A 13832-nucleotide genomic window follows, 5' to 3' on the forward strand; every position below is an offset into this window, starting at 1 on the left:
ACAAAGGGATCCGACCCCGTGCCGGGATCAGACTTCCAGCGAGGCCAGGTCGCCCTTGCTCTCCAGCCAGCCCTTGCGGTCGGAGGCGCGCTTCTTGGCCAGCAGCATGTCCATCAGCGAGCTCGTCTGTTCGCGATCGTCCACGGTCAGCTGCACCAGGCGGCGCGTATCCGGGTGGATGGTCGATTCGCGCAGCTGCGGCGGATTCATCTCGCCCAGGCCCTTGAAGCGGGTGACGTTGATCGCGCCCTTGATCTTCTCGCGTTCGATCTTGTCCAGCATCGAGCGCTTTTCTTCCTCGTCCAGGGCGTAGAACACCTGCTTGCCCACGTCGATGCGGAACAGCGGCGGCATCGCCACGAACACGTGGCCGGCATCGACCAGCGCCGGGAAGTGCTTCAGGAACAGTGCGGTCAGCAGGGTTGCGATGTGCAGGCCGTCGGAGTCCGCGTCGGCCAGGATGATGACCTTGCCGTAACGCAGGCCGCTGATGTCGTCCTTGCCGGGGTCGCAGCCGATGGCGATGGCCAGGTTGTGTACTTCCTCCGAGGCCAGCACGCTGTTGGACGAGACTTCCCAGGTGTTCAGGATCTTGCCGCGCAACGGCATGATGGCCTGGAAGTCCTTGTCGCGGGCCTGCTTGGCGCTGCCCCCTGCCGAGTCACCTTCCACCAGGAACAGCTCGGTACGCGACAGGTCCTGGCTGATGCAGTCGGCCAGCTTGCCGGGCAGGGCCGGGCCCTGGGTGACCTTCTTGCGGACGACCAGCTTCTCGGTCTTCAGGCGTGCGCTGGCGCGCTCGATGGCGATCTGCGCGATTTTCTCGCCCAGCTCGACGTTCTGGTTCAACAGCAGGCTGAAGGCATCGTGGGCGGCGCCTTCAACGAAGCCGGCGGCCTGGCGCGAGGACAGGCGTTCCTTGGTCTGGCCACTGAACTGCGGATCGGTCATCTTCAGCGACAGCACGAACGACACGCGGTCCCACACGTCTTCCGGGGCCAGCTTGACGCCGCGCGGCAGCAGGTTGCGGAAGTCGCAGAACTCGCGCAGCGCCTCGGTCAGGCCGGTACGCAGGCCGTTGACGTGGGTGCCGTGCTGGGCGGTGGGAATCAGGTTGACGTAGCTTTCCTGCACCAGCTCGCCTTCCGGCAGCCAGGCCACGGCCCAGTCCACCACCTCGGTGTCCTTCTTCAGGTTGCCGACGAACAGGTCGGCCGGCAGCGATTCGCGTTCGCCCAGTTCCAGCTTCAGGTAATCGCGCAGGCCGTCTTCGTAGTACCAGGTGTCGACTTCACCGGTGGCCTCATCGGTCAGCTTGACCGTCAGGCCCGGGCACAGCACGGCCTTGGCGCGCAGCAGGTGCTTCAGCGCGCGCACCGCGAACTTGGGCGTGTCGAAGTATTTCGGGTCAGGCCAGAAGCGCACGCGGGTGCCGGTGTTCTTCTTGCCGACGCTGCCGACCACTTCCAGCGGCGTGGCGCGGTCGCCGTTGCGGAAGGTGATGCGGTGCTCGGCACCTTCGCGCTTGATGTGCACTTCCACCAGGGTCGACAGCGCATTGACCACGCTGACGCCGACGCCGTGCAGACCGCCGGAGAAGGTGTAATTGTTGTTGCTGAACTTGCCGCCCGCATGCAGGCGGGTGAGGATCAGCTCGACACCCGGGATCTTCTCTTCCGGGTGGATGTCCACCGGCATGCCGCGGCCGTCATCGCTGACCTCCACGCTGCCATCCTTGTACAGGGTGATCTCGATCGAGCGGGCGTGGCCGGCGAGGGCCTCGTCCACCGAGTTGTCGATCACTTCCTGCGCCAGGTGGTTCGGGCGCGCGGTGTCGGTATACATGCCGGGACGGCGCTTGACCGGGTCAAGGCCGGACAGGACTTCAATATCGGCGGCGTTATAGCGGGCGTTCATCTGTCTTCGAAAGCTTGGAGCGACGGGCAAGTGTGGGGTCTGGCACGGGATTTTGCACGCCTGCGGTTCAGTCTCGGCGACGCAGAGGGGGTAAAATGGCAGCCGCTGGAATCTGAATGCCGGCGACCCCCGTTGGGTCGAAACATCCAAGCCATACCGCGAGGAGGACCTCATGAAGAAGTTGCTGACCATTGCGATCCTGGCCGCTGCCGCCGTTGCAGTGCCGCTGGTGGTGGCGCAGAACGCCGGCCAGCCGGCCCCGCAACAGGGTGGCCAGGCCGACAAGGCGCAGGCCGAAGCCGATGCCAAGGCCAAGCGCCGCGCCCAGGCCAATGCCGAAATGAAGGCGCAGGGCCAGCCGGCCCCGCAGCAGGAAGAGGAAGAAGAGGCGCGGAAGAAGAAGTAATTCTTCCGCCCTCCGAAGCCCTTGCCGCAAGGGATTCGCCCCCCGACGCCCCGCCCAGCGGGGCGTTTCTTTTGGGTGACGGCCGCAACTGCCCCTTGGGTTGGCGGCCATCAATCTGTAAACTATGGCTTTCCGGGAGTAAGTGCGTGTCCACCCTTTGCGAATGGGCTGGCACGGCCATGCGTGGTCGCCAGCAATGCGGGTCGCAGGTGACGGTCGATTTGACCGGCACGGCCGCCCCGACCTCGCAGGGTGGTCCCCGTCCGGCGCCTGCCGCCGCACGGCCCAGCACCTCCCTCGCTGCCCCAGCGAACCGGAAAACCCCCTTCAAGCTCCATGCCCGCCCTCCGGGTGCGCGTGGTGCTGCCGTTTTCCATTTCCAGACAGGATGCTTGCAGCCATGACTCCCTTGATTTTCGTAACCGGCGGCGTGGTGTCCTCGCTCGGCAAAGGCATTGCCGCTGCGTCACTGGCCGCCATTCTCGAAGCCCGTGGCCTGAAGGTCACGATGATGAAGCTCGACCCGTACATCAACGTCGACCCGGGCACCATGAGCCCGTTCCAGCACGGTGAGGTCTACGTCACCGACGACGGCGCCGAGACCGACCTCGACCTGGGCCACTACGAGCGCTTCGTGCGCACCCGCCTGAGCCGCAAGAACTCGGTCACCACCGGCCGCATCTACGAGAACGTGATCCGCAAGGAGCGCCGTGGCGACTATCTGGGCGCGACCGTGCAGGTCATCCCGCACATCACCGACGAGATCCGCCGCTGCATCGATGAAGCCACCGAAGGTTACGACGTGGCGCTGGTCGAGATCGGCGGTACTGTCGGCGACATCGAGTCGCTGCCGTTCCTGGAAGCGATCCGCCAGGTGCGCACCGAGCGTGGCCCGGAGAAGGCGCTGTTCATGCACCTTACCCTGGTGCCGTACATCGGCGCCGCCGGCGAGCTGAAGACCAAGCCGACCCAGCATTCGGTGAAGGAGCTGCGCTCGATCGGCATCCAGCCGGACGTGCTGCTGTGCCGCTCCGAGCAGGCGGTGCCGGATTCGGAGCGCCGCAAGATCGCCCAGTTCACCAACGTCTCCGAGCGCGCGGTGATCAGCGTGCCGGACGTGGACGTGCTGTACCGCATTCCGTCGGGCCTGCACGCGCAGGGCCTGGACGAGATCGTGGTCAACCAGCTGAAGCTGGCCGACAAGGCCGGCCCGGTCGACCTGTCGATGTGGGAAGACGCGGTCGACGCGACCCTGCATCCGCTGGACGAAGTGACCATCGCCGTGGTTGGCAAGTACGTCGATCACCAGGATGCCTACAAGTCGGTCGGCGAAGCCCTCAAGCACGGTGGCCTGCGCCAGCGCACCAAGGTCAACCTGAAGTGGCTGGAAGCACAGGACCTGGAAGGCACCGACATGGCCGCACTGGCCGATGTCGACGGCATCCTGGTGCCGGGTGGTTTCGGTGACCGTGGTTTCGAAGGCAAGGTGCTGACCTCGAAGTTCGCCCGCGAGCAGCAGGTGCCGTACTTCGGCATCTGCTACGGCATGCAGGCGGCCGTGGTCGACTACGCGCGCAACGTGGTCGGCCTGGAAGGTGCCAACAGCACCGAGAACGACCGCCAGTCGCCGAACCCGGTGATCGGCCTGATCACCGAATGGCGCACCGCGACCGGTGACGTGGAAAAGCGCGACGACAAGAGCGACCTCGGCGGCACCATGCGCCTGGGCCTGCAGGAACAGCGCCTGAAGCCGGGCACGCTGGCCCGCGAGCTGTATGGCAAGGACGTCGTCGCCGAGCGTCACCGCCACCGTTACGAGTTCAACAACCGTTACCGCACCCAGCTGGAAGATGCCGGCCTGGTGATCGCCGGCAAGTCGATGGACGACACCCTGGTGGAAGTGGTCGAACTGCCGCGCGACGCGCACCCGTGGTTCCTGGCCTGCCAGGCGCACCCGGAATTTCTGTCCACGCCGCGTGACGGCCATCCGCTGTTCATCGGTTTCATCCGCGCCGCACGCGAGCGCAAGGCCGGCGGCAAGCTGCTTTCCGAAGCGCGCGCCTGACTTGTGAATGGGGGCTTCGGCCCCCATCCTGCATGCTTCAACCCCCAGCGCACCGGCCCGGCCGGTGCTGCGGACAACAAGGAAACGCCATGAAACTGTGTGGATTCGAGGTCGGGCTGGACCAGCCCCTGTTCCTGATCGCCGGCCCCTGCGTGATCGAGTCGATGCAGCTGCAGCTCGATACCGCCGGCAAGTTGAAGGAAGTCACCGACAAGCTCGGCGTCAACTTCATCTTCAAGTCCAGCTTCGACAAGGCCAACCGTACTTCGGGCACCGCGTTCCGTGGCCCGGGCATGGAAGAGGGCCTGAAGGTCCTGGCCGAGGTCAGGAAGCAGATCGGCGTGCCGGTGCTTACCGACGTCCACGAATACACCCCGATGGACGAAGTGGCCTCGGTGGTGGACGTGCTGCAGACCCCGGCGTTCCTGGTCCGCCAGACCGACTTCATCCGCAAGGTGTGCTCGGCCGGCAAGCCGGTCAACATCAAGAAGGGCCAGTTCCTGGCGCCGTGGGACATGAAGCCGGTCGTGGAGAAGGCCAAGGCCACCGGCAACGAGCAGATCATGGTCTGCGAACGTGGTGCCAGCTTCGGCTACAACAACCTGGTCAGCGACATGCGTTCGCTGGCGGTGATGCGCGACACCGGTTGCCCGGTGGTGTTCGACGCCACCCATTCGGTGCAGCTGCCGGGCGGGCAGGGCACCAGTTCCGGTGGCCAGCGCGAGCACGTGCCGGTGCTGGCCCGTGCCGCCGTGGCGGTGGGCATCTCCGGCCTGTTCGCCGAGACCCATCCGGATCCGTCCAAGGCGCTGTCCGATGGCCCCAATGCGTGGCCGCTGGACCAGATGGAAGCACTGCTTGAGACCTTGATGGAACTCGACGCAGTGACCAAGAAGCACGGCTTCTCGCGCTTCGCGTGAGTCGTGACCCGTGGCTGGCGCTGGAAACCCAGCGCCGCCGCCGGCACTGCAAACAGTGGCCGTGGGGCCTGATCGCACTGGGCCTGGCCGTGCTGTTCACCGTGGGCATGTTCGGGCTGGTGCTGATCGGTGCCGCGTCCGTGCGGCCGCCGGGTGATGGCAGCAGCGCACTCGATCTGCGCGCGTACTTCATTGCGCTGCTGGTGGCAGAGCTGCTCGGTGCAGTGGGATGCGTCGCTGCTGCTGTGCAGGCCTGGAGGCTGAATCGCGGCAAGGTGGCCGCCGGCCTGGCGATCATCCTGCTCTCGCTCTGGCTCGGCGCCCTGTTCTACGGAGTGCTTTGATGAATGCGACCACATCGGCGCGAGGCTGGCCCTGGGGCCTGATCGCTCTGGGGCTGTCCGTGTTGACCTGGATCGCCCTGGTGGTGGGCGTACTGGCCTTCACCGCCGGTTTCCGGCCGCCGGGGGACGGGAACAACGGCGTGCAGACCACGCAGTGGTGGTTGCTGGGCGCACTGGTCACGATGGTGCTGTCCTTCCTGGGTAGCCCGGTTGCGATGGTGCTGGCCTGGCGACGGCGGCGTGGCCCCATCCTGGCGGCGGTTGCTGGTGCATTGCTGGTGATGCTGGTGTCGATGGTCCTGATCGTGATCGGGTCCAGCTGGGGCTGAAGCCGCCCACGCCATTTGGCAAGTGGCGGGCAGCCGGGGATAATCACGCGGCATTCGTTTTGTCGCCCCCTCTCCAGACAGGTAACCGGTCCGACCATGAGCACGATCCGCAGCATCCACGCCCGTGAAATCCTCGACAGTCGTGGCAACCCCACGCTGGAAGCCGAAGTCATCCTGGAGGACGGTTCGTTCGGTCGTGCCGCGGTTCCCTCCGGCGCCTCGACCGGCACCAAGGAAGCGGTCGAGCTGCGTGACGGCGACAAGACCCGTTACCTGGGCAAGGGCGTGCGCAAGGCCGTCGACAACGTCAACACCACGATTGCCGCCGCGCTGAAGGGCTTTGAGGCCACCGACCAGGCCGGCCTCGACCGTCGCCTGATCGACCTCGACGGCACCGAGAACAAGGGCCGCCTGGGTGCCAACGCGCTGCTGGGTGTTTCGATGGCCGCTGCGCACGCCGCCGCCGCGTCGAACAAGCAGGCGCTGTGGCAGTACCTGGCCGCCAGGACCGGCGTGACCCCGTCGCTGCCGGTGCCGATGATGAACATCATCAACGGCGGCGCGCACGCCGACAACAACGTCGACTTCCAGGAATTCATGGTGCTGCCGGTCGGCTTCACCTCGTTCTCCGAAGCGCTGCGTGCCGGTACCGAAATCTTCCATTCGCTGAAGTCGGTGCTGAAGGGCCACGGCCTGAGCACGGCGGTCGGCGACGAAGGCGGCTTTGCTCCGGACTTCCGCAGCAACGTCGAAGCGCTGGACACCATCCTTGAAGCGATCGGCAAGGCCGGCTACACCGCCGGTGAAGACGTGCTGCTGGGCCTGGACGTCGCCTCCAGCGAATTCTTCGAGAACGGCAAGTACAACCTGGTCGGCGAGAACAAGCGCCTGACCTCCGAGCAGTTCGTCGACTTCCTCGCCGACTGGGCCGCGCAGTACCCGATCATCACGATCGAAGACGGCCTGGCCGAGAACGACTGGGCTGGCTGGAAGCTGCTGACCGACCGCATCGGCAAGAAGGTGCAGCTGGTCGGTGACGACCTGTTCGTGACCAACCCGAAGATCTTCCAGGAAGGCATCGACTCGGGCACCGCCAACGCGATCCTGATCAAGGTCAACCAGATCGGCACCCTGAGCGAAACCCTGGAAGCGATCGCCATGGCCGACCGCGCCGGTTATGCCGCGGTGGTCTCGCACCGTTCGGGCGAAACCGAAGACACCACCATCGCCGACATCGCAGTGGCCACCACCGCCACCCAGATCAAGACCGGTTCGCTGTGCCGCAGCGATCGCGTGGCCAAGTACAACCAGCTGCTGCGCATCGAGGAAGCCCTCGGCGCCGGCGCGCGTTACGCCGGTCGTGACGCGTTCGTTTCGCTGAAGCGCTGAGCCGATGCGCGACTGGCGCTGGATGCTGCTGGTGCTGGCCCTGCTGCTGGGCTGGCTGCAGTACCGCTTCTGGTTTGGTCCGGGCAATTCGGGCGAAGTGATGATGCTTGAAGCCCAGGTCGCCAATCAGGAGCGGGACAATGAGGGTCTGCAGCAGCGCAACGACGCGCTCGCTGCCGAAGTGAAGGACCTCAAGGAAGGCCAGTCCGCCATCGAGGAGCGCGCACGCAGCGAGCTGGGCATGATCAAGCCCGGCGAGAAGTTCTATCGTGTGGTCGAGGACGCGCCGGTCCACCCGGCGCAGCCTGCGGCAGGTGTCAGTGCGCAGGTTGGCGACCACCCGGCGGACGTGCCATGAGTGCGGCCATCTGGGTCGTGGTTCCGGCTGCGGGCCGTGGCACCCGCTTCGGCGCGCCGTTGCCCAAGCAATACCTGCAGGCAGGGGGACAGATCCTGCTTGCCCATACCCTGGACGCCCTGCTGGCGCACCCGGCCGTGGCCGGGGCGATGGTGGTGATCGGCCAGGACGACGCCGACTGGCCCGGCTGGAACGAGTGGGCGGGCAAGCCGGTGCTGACCTGCATCGGTGGCGCGACCCGTGCCGCTTCGGTGCTGGCTGGCCTGCAGGCGCTGCCGGAGACGGTGCGCGCTGATGAGTTCGTACTGGTCCACGATGCCGCGCGGCCGAACTTGTCGCCGGCCGATCTCGGCCGCCTGCTTGAAGTCGGTCGTACCGACCCGGTGGGGGCGATCCTGGCCGCACCGGTACGTGACACGCTCAAGCGTGCAGGCGACGACGGTGGCATCGATGGCACCGAGCCGCGTGAGCGCCTGTGGCGTGCACTGACCCCGCAGCTGTTCCGCCGCCACCAGCTCAGCCGCGCGCTGTCCGACGCCGCTGCCGCCGGTGTTGAAGTCACCGACGAGGCGATGGCCATGGAGCGCCAGGGCCAGCGCCCGCTGCTGGTAGAAGGCAGCGAGGACAACTTCAAGGTCACCACCCCGGCCGATCTGGACCGGTTCGAATTCGTACTTTCCCGCCGCGCCGGCTGACCGTCCGCGTGGCCCTGCTGCAAGGGTTGCATCCATGAGCACCGCACCGTTCCCGCCCGTCCGCATCGGCCAGGGCTACGACGTCCATGCCTTCGGCGAAGGCGATCACATCATGCTTGGCGGCGTGAACGTTCCACACAGCTGTGGCGTGCTTGCGCACAGCGATGGCGACGTGATCCTGCACGCCTTGTGCGATGCGATGCTCGGTGCGCTTGCGCTGGGCGACATCGGCCAGCATTTCCCACCCAGTGACGACCGCTGGAAGGGCGCCGACAGCAGCGACTTCGTGCGTCATTGCGACAGCCTGCTGCGCGAGCGCGGCTGGCGCGTCGGCAACACCGACATCACCGTGATCTGCGAGCGGCCGAAGGTTGGCCCGCATGCGCTGGCGATGCGTGAGCGCATCGGCGGCCTGCTGCAGTTGCCGCTGGATGCAGTCAGCGTCAAGGCCACCACCTCGGAAAAACTGGGCTTCACCGGCCGTGGTGAAGGCATTGCCGCACAGGCGGTCGTGTTGCTGGTGGCGGCATGATTCCGCTGCCGTTGGCATTTGGTGCGCCGTTGTTGACGGCGCGCATCCGCACCACGCCAGACGATTTCCAGGTTGACGAGCTGCCGGCCTTCGAGGCCACCGGTGAAGGCGAGCACCTGTTGCTGCACATCCGAAAGCGCGGTGCCAACACCGTGCATGTGGCCAAGGTGCTGGCCAAGTGGGCGGGCCTGCCGGAAATGGCGGTGAGTTACGCCGGCATGAAAGACCGCCACGCGGTCACCACCCAGCGTTTCAGCGTGCACCTGCCCAAGCGCATTGCGCCGGACCTGGCCGAGCTGGCCAGTGACGAGATCGAAGTGCTCGAAGCGACCTGGCACAACCGCAAGCTGCAGCGTGGCGCACTGGCCGGCAACCGCTTCAAGCTGGTGCTGCGCGAGGTGCGGGGCGATGCCGCAGCGATCAGCGAACGCCTGCAGCAGATTGCCGGGCGCGGCCTGCCGAACTGGTTTGGCGAGCAGCGCTTTGGCCGTGACGGCGGCAACGTGCCGGCGGCACTGGCGATGTTCGGTGGCCGCCGCATGCGCAAGGACCAGCGTTCACTGCTGCTGTCTGCCGCCCGATCGGCGCTGTTCAACCGCGTGCTGGCTGCGCGCGTGGAGCAGGGCAACTGGGATCAGCCACTGGACGGCGAGGTGTGGATGCTGGACGGCAGCCGCAGCGTGTTCGGCCCGGAGCCGTACACCGACGTGCTGGCCGAGCGCCTCGCGCGGTTCGACATCCATCCCAGCGCACCGCTGTGGGGCGAAGGGGAGCTGCGCAGCACCGAAGTGGCACGCGAGCTGGAGCTGGCCGCACTCCACGACGAGGAATCGAAGGCACTGCGGGCCGGGCTGGAAGACGCGCGCCTGAAGCAGGAGCGCCGCGCGCTGCGCCTGCGCCCCGCGTTGTTGCAGCACCAGTGGCTGGGCGATGACGTGCTGGAGCTATCGTTCGCGCTGCCGCCGGGCTGCTACGCCACCGCCGTGCTGCACGAGCTCGGCCCGGTCGAAGACGCCTCGCAGGCCTGAGCAGGGCGCGCGGTAGAGTCGACTGTCAGTCGACTTGCGCGCGCAGCGCGGGGTATTCGCTTGCCGCTGGAAGAGCAGTCGACTGACAGTCGACTCTACCTGGACTCATGGCGTCCCCTTTTTTCAGCGCCGCGCCAGCAGCACCAGCACCGCGCCGGTGCCGCCTTGCCCGGTCGGCGCCGAATGGAATGCCAGTACGTCGTTGCGCAGCCGCAGCAGGCGGTCGACCAGGTTCTTCAGTACCGGTGCACCGCCGTCGGACTGCAATCCCTTGCCGTGGATGATGCGCACGCAGCCATACTCGTGTGCATGCGCTTCCAGCAGGAACTGGCGCAGCAGCGTCTCGGCCTGCGCGGCGGTGGCGCCATGCAGGTCCAGTTCGTCCTGCACCGAATACTGGCCACGCTTGAGGCGCTGGAACAGGCGAGGTGGCAGGTTGTCGCGGCGATAGCTGGCCACGTCGCCGGCTTCCAGTGGCATGCTGTCGCGCAGCAGCCGGGCGAACTCGCCGGCGGCTTCGGCCTCGTCACGTTCGGCCATACGCGCGCGCGGCTTCGGCCGGGGCGCAGCCGGTGCCGGCTCGGCATCCTTGCGCAGCGGCGTCACTTCGCCGATGGCCGCACGGAACAATGCGGCCGGATCTTCGTCTTCAGGGTGCGACATGCGCACAGGGTAAACCGCTGGCGCAGGTCTGCCTATGACGGTTCGATGTCGGCCGTGACCGCCGGCAGGGTAGGACCGGCGGCTCGCATGCGGCACAATAGACGATGCCCTTGCAGGGTCGACGGCTTCCGCAGGGGAGTACGACGGTCCCGCCCACACTGCACGGTGATGGAATCGAATTCTTGGAAAATCAAGCGGTTAAATCGAAGATGCGAATCCTGGTCAGTAACGACGATGGCGTCGACGCCGCAGGCATCCGGATGCTTGCTTCGGTGCTGCGTGAGGCCGGTCACGAAGTCACGGTGGTCGCGCCCGACCGCGATCGCTCCGGCGCCAGCAATTCGCTGACCCTGGACCTGCCGATCCGCCTCAAGCGCATCGACCATTACACCGTCTCGGTGGCTGGTACCCCGACCGACTGCGTGCACCTGGCACTGACCGGGCTGCTCGAGTTCGAACCCGACATTGTCGTATCCGGCATCAACAACGCCGCCAACCTCGGCGATGACGTGATCTATTCCGGCACCGTCTCGGCGGCGATGGAAGGTCGCTTCCTCGGCCTGCCGGCGGTGGCGGTCTCGCTGGTCACCCGCAACCACGATCCGAAACACTTCGAGACCGCCGCGCGCGCTGCGGTGGAGATCGTCGCCCGGCTCAAGGCCGATCCGTTGCCGGCTGACACCATCCTCAACGTCAACGTGCCGGACCTGCCGTGGAGCGAGGTCAAGGGCTTCGAGGTCACCCGCCTGGGCAACCGCCATCGTGCAGAAGGCTGCATCGCGCAGAAGGACCCACGCGGCAACGAGGTCTACTGGATCGGCCCGGCCGGTCGTGAGCAGGACTCCGGCCCCGGCACCGATTTCCACGCGGTACGCACCGGCCACATCTCGATTACCCCGATCCAGGTCGATCTGACCCGCTACCAGGCACTGGAGAAAGTGGCCAGCTGGGTCGGCGGCCTCAGCGCCGCGCTGGACCAGCCGGCATGAGCCCACGCCTGCGCCTGCAACCGGAAGCCGTCGGCATCGGCATGACCTCGCAGCGTGTGCGCGACCGCCTGGTCGATCGCCTGCGCGAGGCTGGCATCGTCGACGAGTCGACCTTGAATGCGATCCGGGTGGTGCCACGTCATCTGTTCATCGACGAAGCGCTGGCGTCACGCGCCTACGAAGACACCGCCCTGCCGATCGGCCACGGCCAGACCATCTCGCAGCCGTGGGTGGTGGCGCGCATGACCGAAGCCGTGCTGCAGGTCTCGCCAAAGAAAGTGCTGGAAGTCGGTACCGGCTCCGGCTACCAGGCCGCCGTGCTCGGCGCGCTGGGCCTGGAGATCTACACCGTCGAACGCATCGGCGACCTGCTGCGACAGGCGCGCAAGCGCTTCCGTGCGCTGGGCATGAACATCCGCACCAAGCATGATGATGGCCGCGCCGGCTGGGCCGAGCACGGCCCGTTCGATGCCATCGTCGTCACCGCCGCGGCGCCTGCACTGGTCGATGAACTGGTCGAGCAGCTGGCCGAGGGCGGCCGCCTGGTGGCGCCGGTCGGCGGGCCGGGTGGGCAGTCGCTGGTGCAGCTGGACCGCAGGGCTGACGGCAGCATCGAACAACGCGTGCTGGCGCCGGTCACCTTCGTGCCGCTGCTGTCCGGCATGCTCGACTAATCCACGGAGCAGGGTTGCATGAAGATTTTCGGGCCGCTGTACGAGCGGGCGATGAAGTGGGCGGCGCACGAACGCGCGCCGACCTACCTGACGGTGTTGAGCTTCTTCGAGGCGATCATCTTTCCGGTGATGCCGGAAGTGATGCTGGCGCCGATGTGCGTGGCCCAGCCGAAACGCGGCTGGTGGTTCGCCACCCTCAGCCTGGCTGGCTCGATGGTCGGCGCGCTGATTGGCTATGCATTGGGTCATTATGCCTTCGAAGCGATCAAGCCGTTGTTCGAAGCACTGGGCATGCTGCCGGCCATCGAGCAGGGCATCACCACCGTGCAGGCCAAGATGGCCGAGTCGCCATGGGCGGTGTTCACCTTCCTGGTGCTGGGCGGCTTCATGCCCATCCCGATGAAGGTCTTCACGTGGGCATCGGGTATCGTCGGCGTGCCGATGCCGCAGTACCTGTTGAGCATGCTGATCGGTCGCGGCAAGCGCGTGTTCGTGCTGGCTGCGGTCATCCGTATCGGTGGTGCGCGTGCTGAAGCGGCACTGCGTCGCTGGATTGAACCGCTGGGCTGGATCGCCACCGCGTTGGTGGTGGTGCTGATCGCCTGGCTTGTATGGAGGTCGAAGTTCGCATGAATCCTGATCGTCTGAGCAAGGGAGTGCGCATCGGCGCGCTGGCGTTGCTGGTTTCCACCCTGGCCGCCTGCGGCACCGCAACCGTGGTTCGTCCTGGTGGTGGCAGCACCGGCGGTGGTGTGACCACGCCGAAGACCTCGGTGCCCAAGCCCGGGCAGACCGTGGTGGTGCGCAAGGGCGATACCATCTATGCGCTGGCCCGCATCCATGACATCACCCCGGCCGACCTGATTGCCTGGAACAGCCTGGACAACCCCTCGACTATCCATCCGGGGCAGGTGATCCGACTGTATCCGGCCGGTGCCAGCGGCGGCCGCGCGCCGACCACGGTGGTCACCCCGCCGCGCTCGGGTGGCAGCAGCGGCGGCAGTACCACATCGGCCCCGGCCCCGGCCCCGGCGCCGGTGGGTCCGGTGAAGAGCAATATCGCCTGGCGCTGGCCGGCCGATGGCGCGATCGTCGGCCGCTACGTGGCCGGTGACGCGACCAAGCAGGGCGTGGACATCGCCGGTACCAGCGGCCAGCCGGTCAAGGCCACCGCCAACGGTGTGGTGGTGTACTCCGGCGCCGGCCTGGTCGGCTACGGCGAGCTGATCATCATCAAGCACAGCGACCAGTGGCTGTCGGCCTATGGCCACAACCGCAAGCGCCTGGTGAATGAAGGACAGAGCGTGAAGGCCGGTGAGCAGATCGCCGAGATGGGCCGCACCGGTGCGAACCGCGACATGGTCCACTTCGAGATCCGCTATAACGGCAAGCCGGTGGACCCGCAGCAGTACCTGCCGGCACGCTGATCGTTGATTCGCCATCTGGGCGGATCCCCGGCCCGGCGCAGCGCGCCGGGCGTTCGCCAACGGCGCGGCCCATGGGCCGCAAACGCCCTCGGCTCA

Annotated in this window: 16 protein-coding genes; 14 read left to right on the top strand and 2 right to left on the bottom strand. The window is 66.7% G+C overall.

Features of this window, described 5'->3' with window-relative positions; all coding sequences use genetic code 11:
- Positions 1–27: 27 nt before the first annotated feature.
- On the bottom strand, positions 28–1917 hold the full coding sequence (gene parE / locus AC5P5X_RS16440) for a DNA topoisomerase IV subunit B (protein WP_005408996.1): 1890 nt from the start codon (positions 1915–1917) through the stop codon (positions 28–30).
- Positions 1918–2089: 172 nt separating this feature from the next.
- Between parE and AC5P5X_RS16445 the strand changes: the two genes are divergently transcribed.
- The 10 genes from AC5P5X_RS16445 (at position 2090) to truD (ending at position 9983) form a co-directional block, all read left to right on the top strand.
- The gene (locus AC5P5X_RS16445; protein ID WP_005408997.1) at positions 2090–2323 is read left to right on the top strand and encodes a hypothetical protein; all 234 of its coding nucleotides are present in this window, start codon (positions 2090–2092) and stop codon (positions 2321–2323) included.
- Between the two features lie 400 nt (positions 2324–2723).
- Positions 2724–4388 (top strand): CTP synthase, encoded by a 1665-nt coding sequence (pyrG, locus tag AC5P5X_RS16450; RefSeq protein WP_005408998.1) that lies wholly within the window; start codon positions 2724–2726, stop codon positions 4386–4388.
- Positions 4389–4477: 89 nt separating this feature from the next.
- Positions 4478–5308 (top strand): 3-deoxy-8-phosphooctulonate synthase, encoded by an 831-nt coding sequence (gene kdsA / locus AC5P5X_RS16455; RefSeq protein WP_005408999.1) that lies wholly within the window; start codon positions 4478–4480, stop codon positions 5306–5308.
- On the top strand, positions 5305–5652 hold the full coding sequence (locus AC5P5X_RS16460) for a hypothetical protein (protein WP_111189627.1): 348 nt from the start codon (positions 5305–5307) through the stop codon (positions 5650–5652). Before kdsA ends, AC5P5X_RS16460 begins: the two co-directional genes overlap by 4 nt.
- Complete coding sequence (locus AC5P5X_RS16465) at positions 5652–5981, top strand: hypothetical protein (protein WP_043034332.1); 330 nt, start codon at positions 5652–5654, stop codon at positions 5979–5981. The genes AC5P5X_RS16460 and AC5P5X_RS16465 overlap by 1 nt, the downstream gene beginning before the upstream one ends.
- A gap of 96 nt (positions 5982–6077) precedes the next feature.
- The gene (eno, locus tag AC5P5X_RS16470; protein WP_005409002.1) at positions 6078–7370 is read left to right on the top strand and encodes a phosphopyruvate hydratase; all 1293 of its coding nucleotides are present in this window, start codon (positions 6078–6080) and stop codon (positions 7368–7370) included.
- A 4-nt stretch (positions 7371–7374) separates the two neighbouring features.
- The gene (ftsB, locus tag AC5P5X_RS16475) at positions 7375–7728 is read left to right on the top strand and encodes a cell division protein FtsB (RefSeq protein WP_005412924.1); all 354 of its coding nucleotides are present in this window, start codon (positions 7375–7377) and stop codon (positions 7726–7728) included.
- The gene (ispD, locus tag AC5P5X_RS16480) at positions 7725–8423 is read left to right on the top strand and encodes a 2-C-methyl-D-erythritol 4-phosphate cytidylyltransferase (protein ID WP_005409004.1); all 699 of its coding nucleotides are present in this window, start codon (positions 7725–7727) and stop codon (positions 8421–8423) included. The genes ftsB and ispD overlap by 4 nt, the downstream gene beginning before the upstream one ends.
- A gap of 34 nt (positions 8424–8457) precedes the next feature.
- Positions 8458–8955, top strand: coding sequence for a 2-C-methyl-D-erythritol 2,4-cyclodiphosphate synthase (gene ispF, locus AC5P5X_RS16485; protein WP_005409005.1), 498 nt, complete (start codon positions 8458–8460; stop codon positions 8953–8955).
- Complete coding sequence (gene truD / locus AC5P5X_RS16490) at positions 8952–9983, top strand: tRNA pseudouridine(13) synthase TruD (protein WP_099474117.1); 1032 nt, start codon at positions 8952–8954, stop codon at positions 9981–9983. The genes ispF and truD overlap by 4 nt, the downstream gene beginning before the upstream one ends.
- 123 nt (positions 9984–10106) lie before the next feature.
- On the opposite strand, the gene AC5P5X_RS16495 is transcribed toward truD, so the two are convergent.
- Entirely contained in the window at positions 10107–10646 is a 540-nt protein-coding gene (locus AC5P5X_RS16495; RefSeq protein ID WP_111189628.1) for a Smr/MutS family protein, read from the bottom strand.
- 209 nt (positions 10647–10855) lie between these two features.
- Between AC5P5X_RS16495 and surE the strand changes: the two genes are divergently transcribed.
- From surE to AC5P5X_RS16515, 4 genes are read left to right on the top strand one after another with little or no spacing between them, the layout of a single operon-like run.
- Positions 10856–11635: a 5'/3'-nucleotidase SurE gene (gene surE, locus AC5P5X_RS16500; protein WP_010485979.1), complete on the top strand. Its 780-nt coding sequence runs from the start codon at positions 10856–10858 to the stop codon at positions 11633–11635.
- Positions 11632–12309: a protein-L-isoaspartate(D-aspartate) O-methyltransferase gene (locus AC5P5X_RS16505; protein ID WP_099474119.1), complete on the top strand. Its 678-nt coding sequence runs from the start codon at positions 11632–11634 to the stop codon at positions 12307–12309. Before surE ends, AC5P5X_RS16505 begins: the two co-directional genes overlap by 4 nt.
- Positions 12310–12327: 18 nt before the next feature.
- Positions 12328–12942 (top strand): YqaA family protein, encoded by a 615-nt coding sequence (locus AC5P5X_RS16510; protein ID WP_005409010.1) that lies wholly within the window; start codon positions 12328–12330, stop codon positions 12940–12942.
- On the top strand, positions 12939–13736 hold the full coding sequence (locus tag AC5P5X_RS16515; protein ID WP_111173717.1) for a peptidoglycan DD-metalloendopeptidase family protein: 798 nt from the start codon (positions 12939–12941) through the stop codon (positions 13734–13736). Before AC5P5X_RS16510 ends, AC5P5X_RS16515 begins: the two co-directional genes overlap by 4 nt.
- Positions 13737–13832: the final 96 nt, after the last annotated feature.

This window comes from Stenotrophomonas sp. YJH_SMC_91 (assembly GCF_059368495.1).